The sequence below is a fragment of the Pseudomonas sp. RW3S2 genome (genome assembly GCF_014268955.1).
GTDB classification, from domain to species: Bacteria; Pseudomonadota; Gammaproteobacteria; order Pseudomonadales; family Pseudomonadaceae; genus Aquipseudomonas; species Aquipseudomonas wayambapalatensis.
Window position 1 is genome coordinate 25,943 of the sequence record NZ_JABWRM010000005.1, and the last position, 23,336, is coordinate 49,278.

The following is a 23,336-nucleotide window of genomic DNA, read 5'->3' on the forward strand; positions in this document are numbered from 1 at the left end:
GTTTCTCCTAACTAAAGAGGGATGGCCACGCTCAGGCTGGTGCCCTCGCCCGGCTCGCTTTCCAGGGTCACGCTGCCACCGAGCATCAGCACCCGCTCACGCATGCCGACCAGGCCGAACGAGGTGGGGCGTGGCTGATCGGGACTGAAACCGGCGCCATCGTCGATCACTGTCATGCGTAGCCAGTCATTTTCATGCTTGAGCTCGATCTGCACCGTATGCGCCCTGGCATGGCGCATGACATTGGTCAGCGCCTCCTGCAGGATGCGGAACAGCCCCGTGGCCTTGGCATCGCTCAATGCTGGCAGATTATCCGGCACCTGCACCAGGCAAGGAATCTGCGTGCGCGCCTCGAAGCGCCGGGCCTGCCATTCGATGGCCGAGGCGATCCCGGCATCGAGGATCGGCGGGCGCAACGCCGTGGCCACATCGCGCACCAGCTGGAACAACTGGGCGATCAGGCGCTTCATGCTGGTGAGTCGCTCGTTGAGCCCCGGGTCGAGCTCGGCGAACGCCAGTTCGCACATCGACACCTCCAGCTTGAGCACGGTGAGCATCTGCCCGAGCTCATCGTGCACTTCGCGGGCGATCCGCGCCTTCTCTTCCTCACGCACGCTCTCCAGGTGCGCCGACAGCTCACGCAGTTGCTCCTGGGAGCGCGCCAGCTCCAACTCGACCCGTTTGCTCTGGGTGATATCCCAGACAATGCCGTCCCACACCACCCGGCCATCGGCCTGGCGCCGGGCGCTGGCCTTGATGTCGGCCCAGCGCTGCAGGCCTTCGCGGGTGAGAATACGGCCTTGCCAGGACCAGTCGCGATCACTGGCCAGCGCCAGGTCCTGGACCCGGTGATAGTCGGCGCGGTCATCGGGGTGGACCAGATTGCGCAGCCCCATGTCCGCCTGCTGGATCTGCGTGGGGGCATAGCCGACCAGCGCCTCGCTACCCTCACTGACATAGGGAAACTCAGGCTCGCCCTCGGCGGGATCACGTTCCAGGCGAAAGACAAGCCCCGGCACGTTGCCCGCGATGCCCTTGAGCCGCGCCTCGCTCTCGCGCAGGGCCGCCAGGGCGCGGCGGCGCTCGGTGATATCGGTGATGAACACCACCAGGTATTCGGCATCGCGAAAACGCAGGAAGCTCAGTGACAGCTCTACCGGCAGCACGCTGCCATCGGCACGACGACACAGGGTTTCGAACGCTTGCGCACCACTATCACCCGTGCGGGCGCGCTTCCACAATTCAAGCCAGCGGTCCATGTGCAGGCTCGGCTCGATATCGATCAGCGGTCGCTCGAGCAATTCGCCCTCGCCATGGCCAAGCATGCGTTCGGCAGCATGGTTGGCGTAGCGCACGTGGCTGTCCCAATGCACCCAGAGGATGCCGACGGTGCTCTGGTCGATGGAGAATTGGCTCAGCCGCAGTGCCTCTTCGCGGGTCTGGCGTTCGAGCAGGCTCTCGCGCGCACTCAGCAGGCTTCGCTCGAGCTGGCGCTGCCGACGACGCTGCATCGCCAAAGTGGCCATCGCGCAGAGCAGCAACAAGCCGAACAACAGCGCAAGGTTCTGCCAAAACCCCGCCGACTCGCTCAGGCGCGGGTACTTCGGTTGCAACCAACGCTGGTGCATCTGCTCCAGTTCCTTGGCCGGCATCGCCTGCAGACCGCGCCCCAGCACGTCGGCCAACAGCGGCCAGTCGCGGCGCGAGCCGATACGCAGCAATTGCGGCAGGCCAATATCGCCCACGACCACCAGATCACCGAACTCGCTCTCGCGCGACAGGCGGCTGAACTGCGCCTCGTCGAGCACGGCGTAGCTGGCCTGTGCACCCAGCACCAGTTGCAGCGCCTCGCGCTCATTGGGCACACCCTGCAGGTTGAGATTGGCGAAGTTGCTACGCAGGTAATCGGCCAGGCTGCCAGGCATGCGCACGGCCACCCGGTCACTGGCGCCGAGCTGCTCCAGATCGACCGCCAGCGCACCACTGCGCAGGCCGACCAGCAACTGCGGCACACGCATGTAGGGGTCGCTGAACAGCCACAGGCGCAGGCTCGCCGGGGTTTGCACGAGGCCCGGGGCAAAGTCGATCTCGCCAGCCTGCAACGCATGCTCCAGGGCGGCCTGGTCAGGGAAGTTGCGCCAGGTCAGGTCAAGGTTCAGGGCACGCCCCAGCCAGCTGACCAGCTCGACGTTAGCGCCGTACAACTGCTGCAGACGCCGGTCGAACTGGGCATAGGGTGCTTGCAGCACCAGGCCCACGCGCAGGCTGCGATGGCTGTCGAGCCATTGCTGCTGCGCAGGCTCGAGCGCCACCGACGGGGGCACCGGGGCTTTGGCCAGGGCGATCAAGGGCAGGCACAACCAGCCGATAACCAACAGGCAACGCATTCGCTTCATCGATACGCTCGTCTTGGCAATGACGGCCACCTGCGTGGCCGTCGTGGGCAAATACTATTAGGCTGCCGGTATCATTCTGGCCTTGGGTTGATCCATGTTCATACTTTATCGCACGACGCTGGCCATGTTCTGCCTGGCCTCGGCCCTACCGCTCGCGGCCCACGCCGCCGACTCCGAGAAACCCACCGCCGCGGCCGAAACGACTGCCGTGCGCGCGCCCCTGGCCGAACGCAGCCAGGAAGACGCCCTGGCCCTGGAACGCCTGGTGCCCAAGGCCGAACAGAAGACCTTGCAGGCCGACGGCGAAAACTTCCTGGCGCTGTGGAAACCGGCCAACGACAGCGACCCGAAAGGCGCAGTGATCATCGTTCCCGGTGCCGGCGAAACCGCCGACTGGCCCAATGCCGTCGGCCCGCTGCGCAACAAGTTTCCCGATGTCGGCTGGCACAGCCTGAGCCTCAGCCTGCCCGACCTGCTGGCCGACAGCCCGCAGGCGCGCAGCGCAGACACACCTGCGGCGAAGCCGGTCAAGGATGAGGGCAAGGGTGCCAGTGCACCGGCCAAGGATACGCCGGACGACGCCAACGCCAACGTTGCCCAAGCCACGGCCGCCGACGCTGATACCGCGCAGGGCACAGACGCCGTGCAGGCCGACGAGCAGAGCGACTCGGCCGACGCCACCCGCATCTTCGCCCGCCTCGATGCTGCGGTGGCCTTCGCCCAGCAGCAGAATGCCCATAGCATCGTACTGATCGGCCATGGCAGCGGGGCCTACTGGGCCGCGCGCTATGTGAGCGAGAAGCAGCCGCCACAGGTGCAGAAGCTGGCACTGATCTCGGCGCAGACACCGGCACGGGTCGAGCACGACCTCGAAGCCCTGGTGCCGACGCTTAAGGTGCCGACCGCCGATATCTACTTCGTGACCCGCACCCGCGACCAGAACGCCGCCAAGCTGCGCCTGCAGGCCAGCAAGCGCGAGAAGGACAGTCAGTATCGGCAGTTGTCGCTGATTGCCATGCCGGGTGACAAGGCGGCAGAGCAGGAGCAGTTGTTCCGGCGGGTGCGGGGATGGTTGATGCCGCAGGCGTCGGAGTAAGGGGCTGAGTGCCGCGAAGAATCCACCACCGCACGCTGCCCCTCAGATCCCCCGCCGCTTGCGAATCAGGGCATAGGCCTGGTGCAACTCCCGCGTCCGCTCGGTCGCCTCGCGCACCCGTGCCTCGCTCGCACCGCTTCCGACCAGCTTGTCCGGGTGATGCCGGCTCACCAGTCGGCGATAGGCTTGCTTGATCCGATCGCCGTCGCTATCGGCCTCGACACCCAGCAGCCGCAGCGCCGCGGCATAGGTCATCACCCCGCCCCCGACCGCAGAACGGCTCGGCTCATACTCTTGTGACAAGGCCTGCACCTGGTTACGGCTCATGCCCAATTGCTGGCCCCAGTCCAGCAACAGCTCACGCTCGTGCCGCCCCGCCTTGCCATCGGCCCAGACCATGCGCCAGCACGCCCGAAGCGTACCCTCCGCGCCGTGGGGCTGCTGGCCGATACGGCGCAGATACTGCCCCAGGCGGTCCTTGCCCGACTTGCCGCGGTTGAATGCCGCAATCGCCCGCAAGCGGGCGGGCTCTGCAAGGTCCAGCCGGGTCATTTCCTGACGAGCCTGGTAGATATGCCCTTCCGCGACTCGCCCATCACTCTTGGCCAGGCGCCCCAGCAACACGAACAGCAACTCTTCGTCGCGCAAGGCCGGACGCCCGCCCAGGCGCTCGCGCACATCATCCCATCCCTGCAGGCGCAGACGCCGGTCCATGGCCTGCCCCAACAAGGCGCCCAGCAAGGCGCCGGGAATGCTGGCCACGGCAAAACCGGCTCCGGCACCAATCACTGTGCTCGGCCACCACATGTCAGGCACGCTCGCCGATCAGGCGCTCGACCTCGGCCAGGCGCTCGAGGGTGCCGACGTCGATCCACTGTCCAGGATAATGCTCACCAGTCACCTGCCCGGCGGCCATTGCCTGGCGCAGCAGCGGTGCGAGCTTGAAGGCACCGGGTTGGCAGCTTTCGAACAGCTTCGGGTCAAGCACCGACAGGCCGCTGAAAGTCAGGGTGCCGGGGGTATCGTCGCCATCGACGACGCGTGTGCCATCGAGGCGGAAGTCGCCACGCCCGTGATGCCCCGGATTGTCCACCAGCACCAGGTGCGCAAGGCCCTGAAGCGGTTGGCACAGGCGCTTGAAGTCGTAGTCGGTCCAGACGTCACCGTTGACCAGCAGGAACGGCGCATCCCCCAGCAGCGGCAGCGCCTTGAAGATGCCGCCGCCGGTCTCCAGCGGCTCGCCCTCGGGCGAATAGCGGATCTTCAGGCCAAAGCGGCTGCCGTCACCCAGGTGATCCTCGATCTGCTGCCCGAGCCAGGCATGGTTGATCACCACGTCGCGCACCCCCGCCCTGGCCAGGGCCTCGAGGTGGTACTCGATCAGCGGCTTGCCCGCCGCAGGCACCAGGGGCTTGGGAGTGTGCAAGGTCAGCGGGCGCATGCGCTCGCCCTTGCCTGCCGCCAGGATCATCGCTTTCATGGGTGTGCCCCGGCCTTGAGTTCGCCAATCAGTTGACCAAGCTCGGCCAGTTCCGGGCGACGGGCGATCACTTCATCTATATAGGCGAAGAAACGCGGCACGTCGGTGAGGTAGCGCGGTTTGCCATCGCGGTGGCAGATGCGGGCGAAGATGCCGATCACCTTGAGATGGCGCTGCACGCCCATCAGGTCGCTGGCACGCTGGAACTCTTTGAACTCAGGCTGCACCGCAATCCCTGCGGCCCGCGCCTTGTCCCAATAATCCCGCAACCAGCCATCGACACGCGCCTGCGGCCAGCTGAGGAAGGCATCCTTGAACAGGCAGGTGATGTCGTAGGTTACCGGGCCGTAGACGGCGTCCTGGAAGTCCAGCACGCCTGGATTGGGGGTGCTTTGCATGAGGTTGCGCGGCATGTAGTCGCGGTGCACCAGTACCTTGGGCTGGGCCAGGGCGCTGTCGATCAGTTGCTGGCTGATACGCTGCCAGCTGGCCTGCTGCGCTTCGGTGAAGGCCAGCTTCAGTTCACGCCCCACATACCACTCGGGAAACAGCTCCAGTTCGCGGCGCAGCAGCGCGGTGTCGTAGCTCGGCAGCGGCGCTTGCATCGGCAGTTGCTGCTGGGCCAGCAACGCATCGATGGCATCGGCGAACAGGCTATCGGCGTTGTCGTCGCCGATGATTTCCAGATAAGTCTTACGCCCCAGGTCGCTCAACAGCAGGAAGCCGCGCTCCAGATCCTGGGCATGGATCGCCGGCACGTTGATACCGGCACCGGCCAGCAAATGGTCGATGGCGACGAAAGGTGCGCAATTTTCCTGCGGCGGTGGCGCATCCATGATCACGAAGCTGTGTCCGCCGCCTTCCCAACGGAAGTAGCGGCGAAAGCTCGCGTCGCTGCTGGCGGCGGTCAGACTGCCCGCGGGCACGTCGCCCCAGGCGTTTTCGCGAAAAAGATTCTGTAACTGTTCTTCGAGCCACACAGTCAGCTGTTGCAGGCGTACATCATGATCAGGCATTACAAGGGTCTCCGACGGCCCCTAGCCGTCAAGCGGGTCATGCTTTATTATCCAGCATCTTTTTCAGACCATCGAGAGGCGTGCGGCCCCACACGCGGGCAGATGGCACGCAGGAAGCCCGGACTAATAAGATGGCATTGAAATCCCCCGCGTTTCGTAGAAAGTTTCCGTTGCTGGTCACTGGCGGTCTGCTGGCCCTGCAACCTCTGGCCACGTCGTACGTGGTGGCTGCCGAGCAGTTCGACTGCCAAGTGTCCGCCTCCGGTGGTTGGGACTGCAAGCCCAAGACTGCAGCCAGCAACTTGCCGCCACGCCCTGTGCACGATGGCGCCGCGCTCAGTGGCGGCACCGAGGCCCAGACCGCCGAGGCGGCTGGCAGTGCCGAGCCCAAGCCGGTACTGGTCACCGAGAGCAAGGGCCGCGGCCTGAAATCGCGCAGCGAAGACTACAGCCATCTGGACTGGGTCCCCCGCGAGAAGCTCACTGCTGCCCAGCTGGCCGAGACCGGCCCGTATTGCGGCGGCGCGTACGTCGAGCCGATCCGTCCGGGCATGAACGACTCCACCCCCAAGGACGAGTCGCCGACCTACCTCAACGCCAAGGTCTCCAAGTACCAGCAGGAGCAGCAGATCGCTACTCTGGCCGGTGACGTGGTCATGCGCCAGGGCAGCATGCAGGCCGAAGCCGACGAAGCCAACCTCTACCAGGCCGAGAACCGTGGCGAGCTCAAGGGCAACGTCAAGATTCGCGACAACGGTACGCTGGTGGTGGGCGACCAGGCCGAGGTCCAGCTCGATACTGGCGAAGCCAAGGTCGACAACGCCGAATACGTGATGCACAAGTCGCACATCCGCGGCTCGGCCCTGTACGCCAAGCGTGCAGAAAACGCCATCATCCGCCTCAAGGACGGTACCTATACCACCTGTGAGCCGGGCAGCAACGCATGGCAGCTCAAGGGCAACAACATCACCCTGAACCCGGCCACCGGCTTCGGTACCGGCACCAACGTCACCCTTCGGGTCAAGGATATTCCGGTGTTCTACACACCGTACATCTACTTCCCGATCGACGACCGTCGCCAGTCCGGCTTCCTGCCGCCGTCGTTCAGCACCAGCAGCGACACCGGCTTCATGCTGGTCACGCCGTACTACTTCAACCTGGCGCCGAACTACGACGCCACCTTGTATCCGCGCTACATGGCCAAGCGCGGCTTGTTGATGGAAGGCGAATTCCGCTACCTGACCAAGTCGAGCGAAGGTCAGTTCGGCGGCGCCTACCTCAACGACGAGGACGACGACCGCAAGCTGCAGACGGACTACAAGAAAGAACGCTGGATGGTCAACTGGCAGCACAAGGGCGGCCTGGACGACCGGATCATGACCGAGGTCGATTACACCGACATCAGCGACCCGTTCTACTTCCAGGACCTCGAGACCGACCAGATCGGCGTGCAGAAGCGCGACTTCGTCAACCAGCAAGGGGCATTGACGTACCGGGGTGACACTTACAATGCGCGGTTGAACGTGCATGCGTACGAAATGGCCACCATTTCGCAGATCACGCCTTATGATCGCCTGCCGCAGATTACCGTTAACGGGATGCTGCCATACCATCCTGCTGGCTTTGATTTCTCTTACGATACCGAGGCTGTGCGCTTTGATCGTAATCTGAAGAATGATTTCGTACGAAACAAAGACGGGCTCCCGGATGACAGCACCGGATTTCCTGGACGTCGTCTGGACGAAAACGTATTTGGCATCGCTCGAGCGAACGGCACCCGTTTGAACATCGCGCCAGCGATGAGCCTGCCGATGGAAGCGAGTTATGGCTACATCACGCCGAAGCTCAAGTACGCTTACACCAGCTACGACCTGGATTTGGACAGCAAAGGCAAAAGCGAAGCTATCAGAGACGCTGACAAGCCAGGCTATGGCAGTTATCACAGCTCGCTGAACCGCGACATCCCGATCTTCAGCGTCGACAGCGGCCTGTACTTCGACCGCAACACCTCGTTGTTCGGCACCAACTATCGCCAGACCCTCGAACCACGTCTGTTCTACCTCTATGTCCCTAACAAGGACCAGAAGGACATCCCGCTGTTCGACTCCGGCGAAACCCTGTTCAGCTACGACTCGCTGTTCCGCGATAACCGCTTCAGCGGTATCGACCGTATCGGCGACGAGAACAAGCTGTCGCTGGGCGTGACTACGCGCTGGATCGAGGAAAACGGCTTCGAGCGCCAGCGCTTCAGCATCGGCCAGGCCTACTACTTCGAAGACCGCAAGGTGCAGTTGCCGGGTATCGACTACCGCACCCGCGACGACGCCAAGTCCAATGTTTCGCCCTACGCTCTGGTGTATCAGTACGCCTTCAACCGCGACTGGCGCTTCAACTCGGACTTCAACTGGGATCCGGACAGCCGCAGCACCCGTTCGGGCAGCGCGATGTTCCACTACCAGCCTGAAGACAACCCGAACAAAGTGATCAACGCCGGCTATCGCTACCGTAACGACACCATTACCTACGATTCCCTGACCGGTCTGTGGAAAGTCGGCGGCGGTGACTACGGCACACCTGGCCAGCCGGGCTACATCAAGGACTACTACAAGATCCAGCAGCACGACTTCTCGGTCATCTGGCCGATCGTGCCGCAATGGAGCGTCATTGCACGCTGGCAGCACGACTACAACCGCAACCGCACCCTCGAAGCGATGGGCGGTTTCGAGTACGACAGCTGCTGCTGGAAGCTGCGCCTGATCAACCGCTACTGGCTCGACACCGACGACTTCAGTCAGGCCCTGCCGCAGAACGAAAAGGGCGACCACGGCGTATTCCTGCAGATCGTCCTCAAAGGCCTCGGCGGCGTCGTGGGCAACAAGGTCGAATCGTTCCTGGACCAAGGCATTCAAGGTTACCGTACCCGTGAAGAGCAAGCTTATTGATCGTCTGCGCCCGCTGATGCTGGGCGCCGTAATGCTGAGCGGTGCGGTGCATGCCGCGCCGCAACCCCTGGACCGCGTGGTGGCCATCGTCGACAACGACGTGGTCATGCAAAGCCAGCTGGACCAGCGCGTCCATGAAGTGCAGCAGACCATCGCCAAGCGCGGCGGTGGCGTGCCGCCTGCCGGCGCCCTGGAACAGCAGGTGCTGGAACGACTGATCGTCGAGAACCTGCAACTGCAGATCGGCGAGCGCTCGGGCATTCGCATCACCGACGAAGAACTCAACCAGGCCATCAGCACCATCGCCCAGCGCAACGGCATGTCGCTGGATCAGTTCCGTGCAGCCCTCGCTCACGATGGTCTGTCGTTCGACGACGCCCGTGATCAGGTCAAGCGCGAGATGATCATCAGCCGCGTCCGCCAGCGTCGCGTGGCCGAGCGCATCCAGGTGTCCGAGCAGGAAGTGAAGAACTTCCTTAACTCTGACCTGGGCAAGATGCAGATGTCCGAAGAATACCGCCTGGCCAACATCCTGATCCCGACCCCGGAAAGCGCCAATTCGGACGCCATCCAGGCCGCGGCACGCAGGGCTGGCGAGGTCTACCAGCAACTGCGCCAGGGCGCCGACTTCGGCCAGTTGGCCATCGCCCGCTCGGCCAGCGAAAACGCCCTGGAAGGCGGCGAGATGGGCTGGCGCAAGGCCGGCCAACTGCCACCTGACTTCGCCAAGATGCTCAGCAGCATGGCCATCGGTGACATCACCCAGCCGATTCGCATCCCCAACGGCTTCATCATCCTCAAGCTCGAGGAGAAGCGCGGTGGCAGCGAAAGCGTACTGCGCGACGAAGTCCATGTCCGTCACATCCTGATCAAGCCCAGCGAGATCCGCAGCGATGCGGCGACCGAGCAACTGGCCGAACGCCTGTACGATCGCATCAAGAACGGCGAAGACTTCGCCCAACTGGCGAAAAGCTTCTCGGAAGATCCAGGTTCCGCACTCAACGGCGGCGACTTGAACTGGGTCGACCCGAACAGCCTGGTACCGGAATTCCGCGAGCAGATGGCCAACGCCCAGCAAGGCGTAGTGACCAAACCGTTCCGCACCCAGTACGGCTGGCATGTTCTGGAAGTGCTCGGCCGTCGCGCCACCGACAGTACCGAACAGGCCCGCGAGCAGCAGGCGCTGAACGTATTGCGCAACCGTAAATACGACGAAGAGCTGCAGACCTGGCTGCGCCAGATCCGCGACGAAGCCTACGTTGAGATCAAGCTGCCTGGCGCCGACCAGGCGACCCAGTGAAGCCCCTGCGCTTCGCCGTCACCCCCGGTGAGCCAGCCGGCATAGGTCCAGACCTGTGCCTGCTGCTCGCCGCAGAGCCTCAGCCGCACCCCCTGATCGCCATCACCAGCCGTGACCTGCTCGCCGAGCGGGCCGCGCAGCTGGGGCTGGCAGTTGTGCTGCTGCCGGTCTCGCCGGATGCCTGGCCAGACCGACCAGCACCCGCAGGCAGTCTTTACGTGTGGGACACACCGCTCGCAACGCCTGTAACTGCCGGCCAACTGGACTCACGCAACGCAGCCTTCGTCCTGCAGACCCTGACCCGCGCGGGCCAAGGTTGCCTGGACGGCGACTTCGCCGGGATGATCACCGCCCCGGTACACAAGGGCGTGATCAACGAGAGCGGTATCGCCTTCTCCGGGCATACCGAATTCCTCGCCGACCTCACCCAGACAGCCCAGGTGGTGATGATGCTCGCCACCCACGGTCTGCGTGTTGCGCTGGTAACGACGCATCTGCCGCTGCGCGACATCGCCGACGCTATCACCGCCGAACGCCTGGAGCGCGTCACGCGCATCCTGCATGCCGACCTGCACGACAAGTTCGGCATCACCCAACCACGCATCCTGGTCTGCGGCCTCAACCCGCATGCCGGCGAAGGCGGCCACCTTGGCCGCGAAGAAATCGACATCATCGAGCCCGCGCTCGAGCGCCTGCGCGCCGAGGGCATGGACCTGCGCGGTCCGTTGCCGGCCGATACCCTGTTTACCCCCAAATATCTGGAGCACTGCGACGCAGTGCTGGCGATGTACCACGACCAAGGCCTGCCCGTACTCAAGTACAAGGGCTTCGGCGCCGCAGTCAACGTGACGCTGGGCCTGCCGATCATCCGCACCTCGGTCGATCACGGCACCGCCCTGGACCTGGCCGGCAGCGGCAAGGTCGACACCGGCAGCCTGCGCGTCGCCCTGGAAACCGCCTACCAGATGGCCGAGAACCGACCATGAACGAGCACTACCAACACCGGGCGCGCAAGCGCTTCGGCCAGAACTTCCTGCACGACGCCGGCATCATCGACCGCATCCTGCGGGCGATCAACGCCAAGGCTGGCGAGCACCTGCTGGAGATCGGCCCGGGCCAGGGCGCCCTGACCGAGGGCCTGCTGGGCAGCGGCGCGCAACTCGACGTGGTCGAGCTGGACAAGGACCTGGTCCCCATCCTCCAGCACAAGTTCGCCGATCGCGACAATTTCCGCCTGCATCAAGGCGATGCCCTGAAGTTCGACTTCAATACCCTGGGCGTGCCGCCGCGCAGCCTGAAAGTGGTCGGCAACCTGCCCTACAACATCTCCACGCCACTGATCTTCCACCTGCTGGCTCACGCCGGACTGATCCGCGACATGCATTTCATGCTGCAGAAAGAAGTGGTCGAGCGCATGGCCGCAGGCCCGGGCGGCGGGGACTGGGGGCGCCTGTCGATCATGGTGCAGTACCACTGCCGTGTGGAACACCTGTTCAATGTGGGCCCTGGCGCGTTCAATCCGCCACCGAAAGTGGACTCGGCCATTGTCCGCCTGGTGCCGCACGAAGTGCTGCCGCACCCGGCCAAGGATCCGAAACTGCTCGAGCAAGTGGTGCGCGAAGCCTTCAACCAGCGCCGCAAGACCCTGCGCAACACACTCAAGGGGTTGCTCGACAGCCAAGCCATCGAAGCGGCTGGCGTCGATGGCAGCCTGCGCCCAGAACAGCTGGACCTGGCGGCCTTCGTGCGTCTGGCTGATCAACTGGCACTGCAGCAAGGCTGACCCAGCCTTTTCTGCCCCTTCGCGGGCAACCCGTCCCCCTCGTGGGAGCGGGTTTACCCGCGAAGCACCCAACACCGATCACAGTGCCCACCGCTGGCTCTCTCCCCTCTCAATGGCCTAGACTGCGACAATCGCGTTAATGCTTCCGTTCGCCCAAGGCCCTTGCATGTCCGACCCCCGCTACCAGATCGACGTCAGCGTCGTGACCCGCTTCCTCAAAGAGCAATCCGACCCCGATAACAACCGTTTCGCTTTCGCCTACACCATCACGGTGTCGAACAACGGCACACTCAAGGCCAAGCTGATGGCCCGCCACTGGCTGATCACCAATGGTGACGGCACTGTCGAGGAAGTCCGCGGCGATGGCGTCATCGGCCAACAACCGACCATCGCCCCCGGGCAAAGCCATACCTACAGCAGCGGCGCGGTCATCAGCACCCGTGTCGGCACCATGCAGGGCAGCTATCAGATGTTCGCCGAAGACGGTAAGCGCTTCGACGCCGAGATCGCACCGTTCCGCCTGGCCGTGCCTGGAGCCCTGCACTGATGGCCACCTACGCCGTCGGTGACCTGCAAGGCTGCCTGCAACCGCTCAAATGCCTGCTCGAACGCGTCGACTTCGATCCCAAGGTCGATCGCCTGTGGCTGGTGGGCGACCTGGTCAACCGCGGCCCGGAATCGCTCGAAACCCTGCGCTACCTCCATGCGATCCGCGGGTCGCTGGTTTGCGTACTCGGCAACCATGACCTGCACTTGCTCGCAGCCTGGCAGAACATCGAGCGCCTGAAGAAAAGCGACACCCTGCGCGAGATCATCGAAGCGCCAGACGCCGACCAGTTGCTTGACTGGCTGCGTCGGCAGAAGCTGCTGCATTACGACGAGGCCCGGGGCATCGCCATGGCCCACGCCGGCATCCCACCCCAGTGGACACTGGGCAAGGCCCTGGAACTGGCAGCAGAGGTGGAAGAGGTGCTGCGCGACGACAACCGGCTCAAGCTCTACCTCGACGGCATGTATGGCAACGAACCGAACAAGTGGAGCAAGAACCTCAGCGGCGTCGAGCGCCTGCGGGTCATCACCAACTACTTCACCCGCATGCGTTTCTGCACCGCCGACGGCAAGCTCGACCTCAAGAGCAAGGAAGGCCTGGACAGCGCCCCCAAAGGCTACAAGCCCTGGTACGCCCACAAGGATCGTCGCTCGCGCCACGTGAAGATCATCTTCGGCCATTGGGCCGCCCTCGAAGGCAAGGTCGACGAGCCGGGCGTCATCGCCCTGGACACCGGTTGCGTGTGGGGCGGCGCCATGACCCTGTACAACCTGGACAGCGGCGAATACCACCGCTGCGACTGCACCGACGAAGGCACCGTACGTACGGCGCCTGAACCCACTAGAATCAACGATCAAACCTGAAGGAAAGCGTACCCATGAGCGAATTCAAGCGCATCCCCCCGGAACAGGCCCTGGCCTTGCGTGCACAAGGTGCGGTGGTGGTCGACATTCGCGATCCCCAGGCCTTCGCTGCCGGCCACATCACCGGTGCCCGGCACCTGGACAACCACTCGGTGGCCGACTTCATCCGCAACGCCGACCTCGACGCCCCGACGCTGGTGGTCTGCTATCACGGTAATTCCAGCCAGAGTGCCGCCGCCTACCTGGTAGGCCAGGGCTTCTCGGACGTCTACAGCGTCGACGGCGGCTTCGAGCTGTGGCGCGCCACCTATCCGGCCGAAACCGCCCAAGGCAGCGCCGAATAATTTTTTTCATTTCCCCTCAAGCCCGCGCAACCAGCGGGCTTGCGCCTTACCTGACGAACGGTCGAAAGCAACTTCTCGGCCCCTCGCCCTTGACCTTGCGTATTACCAACTATCCTTAAGCGCAGGCCATCCAAAAAAGGGGAGAGCCGGTACACCGGCGTGCGGGTCATCGGTAGCGTTCCAAGGTGTTCTGGGGGGTAAACAGCAATCGGTGAAAGCCGCTTGCATGCCAGCATCAGCTGACTGATCCGGCGTCGTCTCCACGTATCGAGCGAGGTGACGTCATGAGCATTTTTAGCCACTTCCAACAACGTTTCGAGTCAACGCGCCAGGAAGAACTCTCGCTGCAGGAGTACCTCGAGCTGTGCAAAGAGGATCGCAGTGCCTACGCATCGGCCGCTGAACGGCTGTTGCTGGCAATCGGTGAGCCGGAACTGATCGACACCTCAAGCAACTCCAGACTGTCGCGCATCTTCTCCAACAAGGTGATCCGCCGGTATCCGGCCTTTGCCGACTTCCATGGCATGGAAGAGTGCATCGACCAGATCGTGTCCTACTTCCGCCACGCCGCCCAAGGCCTGGAAGAGAAGAAACAGATCCTCTATCTGCTGGGCCCGGTAGGTGGCGGTAAATCGTCGCTGGCCGAAAAACTCAAGCAGCTGATGGAGAAAGTGCCGTTCTACGCCATCAAGGACTCGCCCGTGTTCGAGTCGCCATTGGGCCTGTTCAATGCCACCGAAGACGGCGCCATTCTCGAAGAGGAGTACGGCATCTCGCGGCGCTACCTGAACACCATCATGTCGCCCTGGGCAACCAAGCGCCTGCAGGAGTTCGGCGGCGACATCAGCAAGTTCAAGGTAGTCAAGCTCTACCCTTCGATCCTCAACCAGATCGCCATCGCCAAGACCGAACCCGGCGACGAGAACAACCAGGACATCTCGGCGCTGGTCGGCAAGGTGGATATCCGCAAGCTCGAAGAATTCCCGCAGAACGACGCCGACGCCTACAGCTACTCGGGTGCGCTGTGCCGGGCCAACCAGGGCCTGATGGAGTTCGTCGAGATGTTCAAGGCACCGATCAAGGTCCTGCACCCCTTGCTCACCGCCACCCAGGAAGGCAACTACAACAGCACCGAGGGCCTTGGGGCGATCCCCTATTCCGGCATCCTGCTGGCCCACTCCAACGAGTCGGAATGGCATACCTTCCGCAACAACAAGAACAACGAGGCGTTCATCGACCGGATCTACATCGTCAAGGTGCCCTACTGCCTGCGGGTCAGCGACGAGATCAAGATCTACGACAAGCTACTGGTCAACAGCTCGCTGTCCAAGGCCCATTGCGCGCCAGACACCCTCAAGATGCTCGCCCAGTTCACCGTACTCTCGCGCCTGAAAGAGCCGGAAAACTCGAATATCTACTCGAAAATGCGCGTGTATGACGGCGAAAACCTCAAGGACACCGATCCCAAGGCCAAGTCGATCCAGGAGTACCGCGATGCCGCTGGCGTCGACGAAGGCATGAATGGCCTGTCGACCCGCTTCGCGTTCAAGATCCTTTCCAAGGTGTTCAACTTCGACCCGCACGAAGTGGCGGCCAACCCGGTGCACCTGCTCTATGTGCTCGAGCAGCAGATCGAACAGGAGCAATTCCCGGCCGAAGTACGCGAACGCTACCTGCGTTATCTCAAGGAGTACCTGGCGCCGCGCTACATCGAGTTCATCGGCAAGGAAATCCAGACTGCCTACCTGGAGTCCTACAGCGAATACGGCCAGAACATCTTCGACCGCTACGTGCTGTACGCCGACTTCTGGATCCAGGACCAGGAATACCGCGACCCGGAAACCGGCGAAATCCTCAACCGCATCGCCCTCAACGAAGAACTGGAGAAGATCGAGAAACCGGCCGGCATCAGCAATCCGAAGGACTTCCGCAACGAGATCGTCAACTTCGTGCTGCGCGCCCGCGCCAACAACAATGGCAAGAACCCAAGCTGGCTGAGCTACGAGAAACTGCGGGTGGTGATCGAGAAGAAAATGTTCTCCAACACCGAAGACCTGCTGCCAGTCATCAGCTTCAACGCCAAGGCAAGCAAGGAAGACCAGAAGAAGCACAACGACTTCGTCACCCGGATGGTGGAACGTGGCTACACCGACAAACAGGTTCGCCTGCTGTCGGAATGGTATCTGCGGGTCAGGAAATCGCAATAAAGCGACAAGCTGTCAGCCACAAGCTGCAAGCTGCATGGCGCGACCGTCAGGTCTGCGCCTCGGCTTGCGGTGCTAGTGGCTGTTTTGTCTCGCAGCTTGACGCTTGCAGCTGCTCTTAGCGGAGGCACCATGAGCTACGTAATCGACCGACGCCTGAACGGCAAGAACAAGAGCACGGTCAACCGCCAGCGTTTTTTGCGCCGGTACCGTGAGCACATCAAGAAGGCCGTCGAAGAGGCGGTGAGCCGCCGCTCCATCATGGACATGGAGCATGGTGAGCAGATCAGCATCCCCGGACGCGATATCGACGAACCGGTGCTGCACCACGGCCGTGGCGGCAAGCAGACCATCGTTCATCCGGGCAACAAGGAATTCACAGCAGGCGAACATATCGCTCGTCCGCAAGGCGGTGGTGGCGGTGGCGGGCGCGGCAAGGCCGGTAATTCCGGCGAGGGCATGGACGAATTCGTCTTCCAGATCACTCAGGAAGAGTTCCTCGAATTCATGTTCGAAGACCTGGAGCTGCCCAACCTGGTCAAGCGTCACCTGACCGGCGCCGATACCTTCAAGACCGTACGCGCGGGTATCGCCAACGAGGGCAACCCGTCACGCATCAACATCGTGCGCACACTGCGCTCGGCCCATGCCCGACGCATCGCCCTGACCGGCAGCAGCCGCGGCCTGTTGCGCGCAGCGCAAAAGGAACTGGAGCGGCTGAAAGTCGAGGAACCCGACAATTTCACCGACATCCAGGAGGTCGAGGCCGAGATCGTACGCCTCAAGGCGCGCATCAACCGCCTGCCCTTCCTCGACACCTTCGACCTGAAATACAACCTGCTGGTCAAGCAGCCCAACCCCAGTTCCAAGGCAGTGATGTTCTGCCTGATGGACGTCTCCGGCTCCATGACCCAGGCCACCAAGGATATCGCCAAGCGGTTCTTCATCCTCCTGTACCTGTTCCTCAAGCGCAACTACGAACGCATCGAGGTGGTGTTCATACGCCATCACACCAGCGCCCGCGAAGTGGATGAAGAAGAGTTCTTCTATTCGCGCGAGACCGGCGGCACCATCGTCTCCAGCGCCCTGAAGATGATGCAGGAGATCATGGCCGAGCGTTATCCGGCCAGCGACTGGAACATCTATGCCGCCCAGGCGTCGGATGGCGACAACTGGAACGACGACTCCCCCATCTGCCGCGATATCCTGACCAAGCAGATCATGCCGCACGTGCAGTACTACACTTATGTCGAGATCACCCCCCGTGAGCATCAGGCACTGTGGTACGAGTACGAACGTATCGGCGAAGCGTTTCCCGACACCTTCGCCCAGCAACAGTTGGTCTCGGCCGGTGACATCTACCCGGTCTTCCGTGAACTCTTCCAGCGCAGGTTAGCCACATGACCGCCAGAGCACAGAGACGCCAACCCATTTCCACCGGCTCGGAATGGACCTTCGAGCTGATCCAGACCTACGACCGGGAAATCAGCCGCCTGGCCGCGCGCTATGCGCTGGATACCTATCCCAACCAGATCGAGGTGATCACTGCCGAACAGATGATGGACGCCTACGCCTCGGTGGGCATGCCGCTGGGGTATCACCACTGGTCCTACGGCAAACAATTCCTCAGCACCGAAAAGTCCTACAGCCGTGGACAGATGGGCCTGGCCTACGAAATCGTCATCAACTCCGACCCCTGCATCGCCTACCTGATGGAAGAAAACACCATCTGCATGCAGGCGCTGGTGATCGCCCACGCCTGCTACGGGCACAACAGCTTCTTCAAGGGCAACTACCTGTTCCGCACCTGGACCGACGCCAGCTCGATCATCGACTACCTGGTGTTTGCCAAGCAGTACATCGCCCAGTGCGAGGAACGCCACGGCATCGATGCCGTGGAAGACCTCATCGACTCCTGCCATGCCCTGATGAACTACGGCGTCGACCGCTACAAGCGGCCCTACCCCATCTCCGCCGAGGAAGAACGCCGGCGCCAGAAGGAGCGCGAGGAACACCTGCAGCGGCAGATCAACGACCTGTGGCGCACCATCCCCAAGGGCACGGAAAAGGGCAGCGACAGGGACGACGCGCGTTTCCCCGCCGAACCCCAGGAAAACATCCTGTACTTCATCGAGAAACACGCGCCATTGCTCGAGCCCTGGCAGCGTGAGGTCGTGAGGATCGTGCGCAAGATCGCACAGTACTTCTACCCGCAGCGCCAGACCCAGGTGATGAACGAAGGCTGGGCGACCTTCTGGCACTACACACTGATGAACGACCTGTACGACGAAGGCCTGGTCACTGACGGTTTCATGATGGAGTTCCTGCAGTCGCACACCAGCGTGGTGTTCCAGCCCGGCTTCGACAGCCCCTACTACAGCGGCATCAACCCCTATGCCCTGGGCTTTGCCATGTACACGGACATTCGCCGCATGTGCGAGCACCCGACGGAAGAAGATCGTCGCTGGTTCCCGGAAATCGCCGGCAGCGATTGGTTGTCGACCATCAAGTTCGCCATGAGCAGCTTCAAGGACGAGAGCTTCATCCTTCAGTACCTCTCCCCCAAGGTGATCCGCGACCTCAAGCTGTTCAGCATCCTCGACGACGACCAACGCGACGACCTGCTGGTGCCAGCGATTCACGACGAGGCAGGCTATCGCACCATCCGTGAACAACTGGCGGCGCAGTACAACCTGGGCAACCGCGAGCCCAACGTGCAGATCTGGAGCATCGATCGCCGTGGCGACCGCTCGCTCACCCTGCGCCACCAGCAGCACAACCGCAAACCGCTGGGCGACTCCACCGAGGAAGTGCTCAAGCACCTGCACCGCCTGTGGGGCTTCGACATCCACCTGGAAACCCTACAGGGCGATCAGGTGATGAAGACCCACCACATGCCGCCCCGCGGCGAGCATGGAGAGCCAGGCGACTACGGCCGCATGGACCTCGCCGTCATCCACCACCTCTGAGACCTCGTGACTGCCGACAAGGTATGCTGTCGGCAGTCACGGAGGTTGTACATGCACATCTATAAAGTTGGCGGCGCGGTTCGCGACCGTCTGCTCGGGCGCCCGGTCAGCGATATCGACTGGCTGGTGGTCGGCGCTACGGTCGAAGAGATGCAGGCCCAGGGCTTTCGCCCGGTAGGCGCGGATTTCCCCGTCTTCATCCACCCGAAAACCGGCGAGGAATACGCCCTGGCGCGCACCGAGCGCAAGAGCGGTCGCGGCTATGGCGGATTCACGTTTCACGCCAGCCCCGAAGTCACACTCGAGGAAGATCTGATACGCCGCGACCTGACCATCAATGCGATGGCCGAGGATGACCAAGGCAATCTGTACGACCCCTACCATGGCAAAGTTGATCTGGATAAGCGCATTCTTCGCCATGTTTCCCCGGCGTTTGCCGAAGATCCTCTGCGCGTACTGCGCGTTGCCCGCTTTGCCGCCCGCTATGCGCCGCTCGGTTTTCAAGTTGCCGACGACACCCTCGAGCTCATGCGCCAGATCACCGAGTCAGGTGAGCTGCAGGCATTGACGGCCGAACGCAGCTGGAAGGAGATCGAACGGGCGTTACTGGAAAGCGAGCCGCAGGTGTTTATCCAGGTGCTGCGTGAATGTGGCGCCCTGAAGGAGCTCATGCCCGAACTGGAGCATAACGCGGGCACGTTGGCGGCGCTGCGCCAGGCAGCCCAACATCAGCAGCCTTTGGCCGTGCGCTGGGCATGCCTGTTGCGGGGCCTGGAAACGGCGCAGATCAAGGCGCTGAACCAACGCTTCAAGGCGCCGCGGGAATGCCAGGAACTGGCCGTGCTGGTAGGGGAATTTGCCAGGCAGGCTGACGACGCCTTGCAGCTAACGCCTGTGGAGCTACTGGAGATGTTGCAGAAGTTCGACGTTTATCGAAGGCCACAGCGGTTCGAGGACTTCATCGCTGCCTGTGCGATGTCGCAGGGTGATACGGATTATCCACAGGCCGATTATCTGCGCGGGGCTGCGGCAGCAGCGCGGTCGGTGGATGTGAAGCCGCTGGTGGAGGCGGGGCTCACCGGCCAGGGCCTGGGGGAGGCACTCAAAGGCCAACGCCTGAAAGCGCTCGTGGCTTACCGAGCCAGCTGACTCGACCGGCCTTCTCGCGGGTTTGCCCGCGAAGAGGTCGGCAAGGCTTACGCAGGCGTCAGTTGCAACCCACGCCACTCGAAGTCGATCGGCGCCAACACCTGATCGATCTGCGCTTCCTGCCACAACTGCGCCATGCTTTTCCCCGCCCCCGGATGCACCAGCTCCGGCGCCAGCAACGACAGCGGCCACAGCACGAAGGCATTCTTCAGGATCTCGGCCCGAGGCAACACCAGCCCATCGAACGTGCCGTGCAGATCGTCATACATCAATACGTCTATATCCAGCGGCAAGCCCTTGCGCCCCGGGGCATAGCGCCCGTTGTCCGCCTCGATGAACTTGAGTCGGCGATCCAGCTCCATCAGGGGCAGGTCGGTCTTGCCCGTGACCACGAAGTTGATGAACGGCCCGCTCTTGATCCCCACCGCCTGGCTCTCGAACGCCGGCGAACAGCGCATGTCACCGAGAAAGAGCGCCAGCGCATCGAGCCCGGCGCACAGATGCCGGTAGCGGTCGATATTGCTGCCCAGCCCCAGGTAAACCGTGCTCAGAGACATCCGCGCTCGATCTCCACGCCCACGCCACCCCGGGCCGCAGGTACGGCACCGGGCTTGGTCAGTTTCAACCGCATCCACGGAATGTCGAACTCTTCCATCAAGGTCGCCGCCAGGCGCTCGGCAAAGGTTTCCACCAGCTCGAAGCGCGACTGTTCGGCAAAGGCCTGGATACGTGCCGAGACACTGGCGTAGTCCAACGCCAGGCTGAGGTCGTCACCGGCCGCCGCCGGGCGGTTGTCCCAGGCAAAACTCAGGTCCAGGCGCAGGCACTGGCGAATATCCCGCTCCCAGTCATAGGCACCGATGACGGTATCGACTTCCAGTCCCTCGATGAACACTCTGTCCAAGCACTTCTCTCCACAGCACGACAAGGGCGACTGGCGCCGTTAGAATCAGGGCGTCCCCGCCCGGAATAGTTAGCATGTTTTGGTTATTGGCGCTGCTCGCCTACCTGCTCGGCTCGCTGTCCTTCGCCATTGTCCTGAGCCGCCTCAGTGGCAACCCCGACCCGCGCTCCAGCGGCTCGGGCAACGCCGGCGCGACCAACATGCTGCGCCTGGCAGGCCGCAAGCTGGCCATCCTCACCTTGCTCGGCGACCTGTGCAAGGGTTTGCTGCCCGTGCTGCTGGCGAGCCTTGCCGGCCTGAGCCTGCAGGCCCAGGCCTGGATAGGCCTGTGCGCCGTGATCGGCCACCTGTTTCCGCTGTACTTCCGCTTCCAGGGCGGCAAGGGCGTCGCCACTGCGGCGGGCATGCTCATGGGCCTGTACTTCCCCGCCGCGCTGCTGGCGATCGGCGCCTGGCTGCTGACCTTCTACCTCACCCGCACCAGCTCGCTGGCGGCCTTGATCGCCACGCCGCTGACCCTGCCGCTGCTGGCCTGGCGCGAACCGGCCGCGCTGCTGCCAATGACGGTGCTGACAGTACTTATAGTCTGGCGACACCGTAGCAACCTGCGCGACCTGTTTGCCGGCCGCGAACGACATTTCTGAATCACTCGCGGGAAAAACTCTGCCTCACAGCGGCGGCAACTGCTCCATGGGCCAACGCGCCTGCACACTGATCGCCAGATCCTGCTGCTGCCCGGCCAACAGGCGCTGGCAGCCGGCGTAGGCAATCATCGCGCCGTTGTCGGTGCAGAACTTCGGACGCGCGTAATACACATTGCCCTTGATGCTCGCGAGCATGTCCTCGAGCGATGCCCGCAGCGCCTTGTTGGCGCTCACGCCACCGGCGATGACCAGGCGCTTGAGGCCAGTCTGCTTGAGGGCACGCTTGCACTTGATGGTCAGAGTCTCCACCACCGCCTGCTGGAATGCCAGCGACAGGTCGCAACGGGTTTGCTCGCTGTCGTCACCGGCATTACGGCACTGCTGCCAGGTGTTCAGGGCGAAGGTCTTGAGGCCACTGAAGCTGAACTCAAGCCCCGGGCGATCGGTCATCGGCCGCGGGAATACGAAGCGTCCGGGCGTACCTTGCTCGGCCAGGCGAGCGATCTCGGGGCCGCCGGGATAATTCAGACCGATCAGCTTGGCCGTCTTGTCGAAGGCCTCGCCTGCCGCGTCATCCAGGCTTTCACCCAGAAGCGCGTACTGGCCGATGCCATCGACCTGCACCAACTGCGTGTGACCACCGGATACCAGCAAGGCGACGAACGGGAACTGCGGCGGCTGCTCTTCGAGCATCGGCGCCAGCAGGTGGCCTTCCATATGGTGAACGCCAATTGCCGGAATGTCCCAGGCGAACGCCAGCGCCTGTGCACAGGAGGCGCCAACCAGCAGCGCACCGACCAGCCCGGGGCCTGCGGTGTAGGCAATGGCATCGATGTCGGCGGCGATGCAGCCGGCTTCATCCAGCACTTCGCGAATCAACGGCAGCATGCGCTTGACGTGATCGCGCGAGGCGAGCTCGGGCACCACGCCGCCGTAGACGCGGTGCAGGTCGATCTGGCTGAACAGCGCATCGGCCAGCAGGCCGCGCTCACTGTCGTATAATGCGACGCCAGTTTCGTCGCAGGATGTTTCCAATCCCAGTACTAGCATGGGTCCGTGCCTTGTGGAGGCTGAATTCGAAGCCGCGCATTCTAGTCCCCGTGCAGAGTGCCGACCAGCGGTTTTCGATCAGAGGCTTTGCATTCCGCCACGCTAAGGGTTAACATCCGCAACCCTTGAAAACCGACGTTCTCCAGCACACCTTTGTTTTGCCAGGAGCACGTCTACCCCGGTAATGAATTAAGGTAGCCCTGGATGCCAGCCGTCAAAGTTAAAGAGAACGAACCCTTCGACGTAGCTCTGCGTCGTTTCAAGCGCTCCTGCGAAAAAGCCGGTGTACTGGCTGAAGTTCGTAGCCGCGAGTTTTACGAGAAGCCGACCGCCGAGCGTAAGCGCAAAGCTGCTGCCGCTGTTAAGCGTCACGCCAAGAAAGTTCAGCGCGAACAGCGCCGAGCCGTTCGTCTGTACTAATACAGACGTTCTACGCAAAGCTTCTGCCCAGCCCGGCCTCGTGCCGGGCTAATGGCAGTTGTCGCTTCACCCCTCGGCCATGTGCCTTGGGCGCCCCGGCAAACGCCCATGGGCAGAATTCATACGCCTCACCAGAATGCCCGATGCGGCAGGTGAAACGCAGACACGCATCTCCCTTGTTGCTCTCTCCAGCGATTAGACTTGCCAGTAGCCAGATAACGAGACT

Annotated in this window: 21 protein-coding genes; 14 read left to right on the top strand and 7 right to left on the bottom strand. The window is 62.9% G+C overall.

Going from position 1 to position 23,336, the window contains the following annotated elements:
- Positions 1 to 11 precede the first annotated feature (11 nt).
- A complete protein-coding gene (locus HU748_RS08760) occupies positions 12 to 2,396 on the bottom strand; it encodes a sensor histidine kinase (protein ID WP_186720102.1) in 2,385 nt (794 codons plus the stop codon).
- Between the two features lie 94 nt (positions 2,397 to 2,490).
- Between HU748_RS08760 and HU748_RS08765 the strand changes: the two genes are divergently transcribed.
- The gene (locus HU748_RS08765; protein ID WP_186667557.1) at positions 2,491 to 3,492 is read left to right on the top strand and encodes an alpha/beta hydrolase family protein; all 1,002 of its coding nucleotides are present in this window, start codon (positions 2,491 to 2,493) and stop codon (positions 3,490 to 3,492) included.
- Between the two features lie 42 nt (positions 3,493 to 3,534).
- On the opposite strand, the gene HU748_RS08770 is transcribed toward HU748_RS08765, so the two are convergent.
- From HU748_RS08770 to HU748_RS08780, 3 genes are read right to left on the bottom strand one after another with little or no spacing between them, the layout of a single operon-like run.
- Positions 3,535 to 4,299: a TerB family tellurite resistance protein gene (locus HU748_RS08770; RefSeq protein ID WP_186667580.1), complete on the bottom strand. Its 765-nt coding sequence runs from the start codon at positions 4,297 to 4,299 to the stop codon at positions 3,535 to 3,537.
- Position 4,300: 1 nt separating this feature from the next.
- Entirely contained in the window at positions 4,301 to 4,972 is a 672-nt protein-coding gene (murU, locus tag HU748_RS08775) for an N-acetylmuramate alpha-1-phosphate uridylyltransferase MurU (RefSeq protein WP_186709548.1), read from the bottom strand.
- A complete protein-coding gene (locus HU748_RS08780; RefSeq protein WP_186720104.1) occupies positions 4,969 to 5,988 on the bottom strand; it encodes a phosphotransferase in 1,020 nt (339 codons plus the stop codon). The genes murU and HU748_RS08780 overlap by 4 nt, the downstream gene beginning before the upstream one ends.
- Positions 5,989 to 6,119: 131 nt before the next feature.
- On the opposite strand from HU748_RS08780, the gene HU748_RS08785 reads away from it, so the two are divergent.
- The 11 genes from HU748_RS08785 (at position 6,120) to HU748_RS08835 (ending at position 20,092) form a co-directional block, all read left to right on the top strand.
- Positions 6,120 to 8,930 (top strand): LPS-assembly protein LptD, encoded by a 2,811-nt coding sequence (locus tag HU748_RS08785; protein WP_186720105.1) that lies wholly within the window; start codon positions 6,120 to 6,122, stop codon positions 8,928 to 8,930.
- On the top strand, positions 8,911 to 10,230 hold the full coding sequence (gene surA, locus HU748_RS08790) for a peptidylprolyl isomerase SurA (protein WP_186667553.1): 1,320 nt from the start codon (positions 8,911 to 8,913) through the stop codon (positions 10,228 to 10,230). Before HU748_RS08785 ends, surA begins: the two co-directional genes overlap by 20 nt.
- Positions 10,227 to 11,216: a 4-hydroxythreonine-4-phosphate dehydrogenase PdxA gene (gene pdxA, locus HU748_RS08795; protein WP_186709543.1), complete on the top strand. Its 990-nt coding sequence runs from the start codon at positions 10,227 to 10,229 to the stop codon at positions 11,214 to 11,216. Before surA ends, pdxA begins: the two co-directional genes overlap by 4 nt.
- Positions 11,213 to 12,013, top strand: coding sequence for a 16S rRNA (adenine(1518)-N(6)/adenine(1519)-N(6))-dimethyltransferase RsmA (gene rsmA, locus HU748_RS08800; protein ID WP_186667551.1), 801 nt, complete (start codon positions 11,213 to 11,215; stop codon positions 12,011 to 12,013). Before pdxA ends, rsmA begins: the two co-directional genes overlap by 4 nt.
- Before the next feature lie 166 nt (positions 12,014 to 12,179).
- The gene (apaG, locus tag HU748_RS08805; protein ID WP_186667550.1) at positions 12,180 to 12,560 is read left to right on the top strand and encodes a Co2+/Mg2+ efflux protein ApaG; all 381 of its coding nucleotides are present in this window, start codon (positions 12,180 to 12,182) and stop codon (positions 12,558 to 12,560) included.
- Positions 12,560 to 13,426, top strand: a complete 867-nt coding sequence (locus HU748_RS08810) for a symmetrical bis(5'-nucleosyl)-tetraphosphatase (RefSeq protein ID WP_186720107.1) — start codon at positions 12,560 to 12,562, stop codon at positions 13,424 to 13,426. Before apaG ends, HU748_RS08810 begins: the two co-directional genes overlap by 1 nt.
- Positions 13,427 to 13,440: 14 nt before the next feature.
- Entirely contained in the window at positions 13,441 to 13,770 is a 330-nt protein-coding gene (gene glpE, locus HU748_RS08815; protein ID WP_186667548.1) for a thiosulfate sulfurtransferase GlpE, read from the top strand.
- Positions 13,771 to 14,054: 284 nt separating this feature from the next.
- The gene (locus HU748_RS08820; protein WP_186667547.1) at positions 14,055 to 15,977 is read left to right on the top strand and encodes a PrkA family serine protein kinase; all 1,923 of its coding nucleotides are present in this window, start codon (positions 14,055 to 14,057) and stop codon (positions 15,975 to 15,977) included.
- 129 nt (positions 15,978 to 16,106) lie between these two features.
- Complete coding sequence (locus tag HU748_RS08825) at positions 16,107 to 17,378, top strand: YeaH/YhbH family protein (protein WP_054892216.1); 1,272 nt, start codon at positions 16,107 to 16,109, stop codon at positions 17,376 to 17,378.
- Positions 17,375 to 18,943, top strand: a complete 1,569-nt coding sequence (locus HU748_RS08830; RefSeq protein WP_186720108.1) for a SpoVR family protein — start codon at positions 17,375 to 17,377, stop codon at positions 18,941 to 18,943. The genes HU748_RS08825 and HU748_RS08830 overlap by 4 nt, the downstream gene beginning before the upstream one ends.
- Positions 18,944 to 18,994: 51 nt before the next feature.
- Positions 18,995 to 20,092, top strand: coding sequence for a multifunctional CCA tRNA nucleotidyl transferase/2'3'-cyclic phosphodiesterase/2'nucleotidase/phosphatase (locus tag HU748_RS08835; protein WP_186667545.1), 1,098 nt, complete (start codon positions 18,995 to 18,997; stop codon positions 20,090 to 20,092).
- Positions 20,093 to 20,139: 47 nt separating this feature from the next.
- Here HU748_RS08835 and folK read toward each other — a convergent pair whose 3' ends face one another.
- Together folK and folB are read right to left on the bottom strand one after the other, a co-directional pair.
- Positions 20,140 to 20,649: a 2-amino-4-hydroxy-6-hydroxymethyldihydropteridine diphosphokinase gene (folK, locus tag HU748_RS08840; RefSeq protein WP_186667544.1), complete on the bottom strand. Its 510-nt coding sequence runs from the start codon at positions 20,647 to 20,649 to the stop codon at positions 20,140 to 20,142.
- Positions 20,640 to 20,996, bottom strand: coding sequence for a dihydroneopterin aldolase (gene folB / locus HU748_RS08845; RefSeq protein ID WP_186667543.1), 357 nt, complete (start codon positions 20,994 to 20,996; stop codon positions 20,640 to 20,642). Before folB ends, folK begins: the two co-directional genes overlap by 10 nt.
- Before the next feature lie 74 nt (positions 20,997 to 21,070).
- Here folB and plsY point away from each other — a divergent pair, with 74 nt between their 5' ends.
- Complete coding sequence (plsY, locus tag HU748_RS08850) at positions 21,071 to 21,640, top strand: glycerol-3-phosphate 1-O-acyltransferase PlsY (RefSeq protein WP_186667542.1); 570 nt, start codon at positions 21,071 to 21,073, stop codon at positions 21,638 to 21,640.
- A gap of 24 nt (positions 21,641 to 21,664) precedes the next feature.
- On the opposite strand, the gene tsaD is transcribed toward plsY, so the two are convergent.
- Positions 21,665 to 22,690, bottom strand: coding sequence for a tRNA (adenosine(37)-N6)-threonylcarbamoyltransferase complex transferase subunit TsaD (gene tsaD, locus HU748_RS08855; RefSeq protein ID WP_186709539.1), 1,026 nt, complete (start codon positions 22,688 to 22,690; stop codon positions 21,665 to 21,667).
- A gap of 204 nt (positions 22,691 to 22,894) precedes the next feature.
- Between tsaD and rpsU the strand changes: the two genes are divergently transcribed.
- Positions 22,895 to 23,110, top strand: coding sequence for a 30S ribosomal protein S21 (gene rpsU / locus HU748_RS08860; RefSeq protein WP_003255575.1), 216 nt, complete (start codon positions 22,895 to 22,897; stop codon positions 23,108 to 23,110).
- Positions 23,111 to 23,336: the final 226 nt, after the last annotated feature.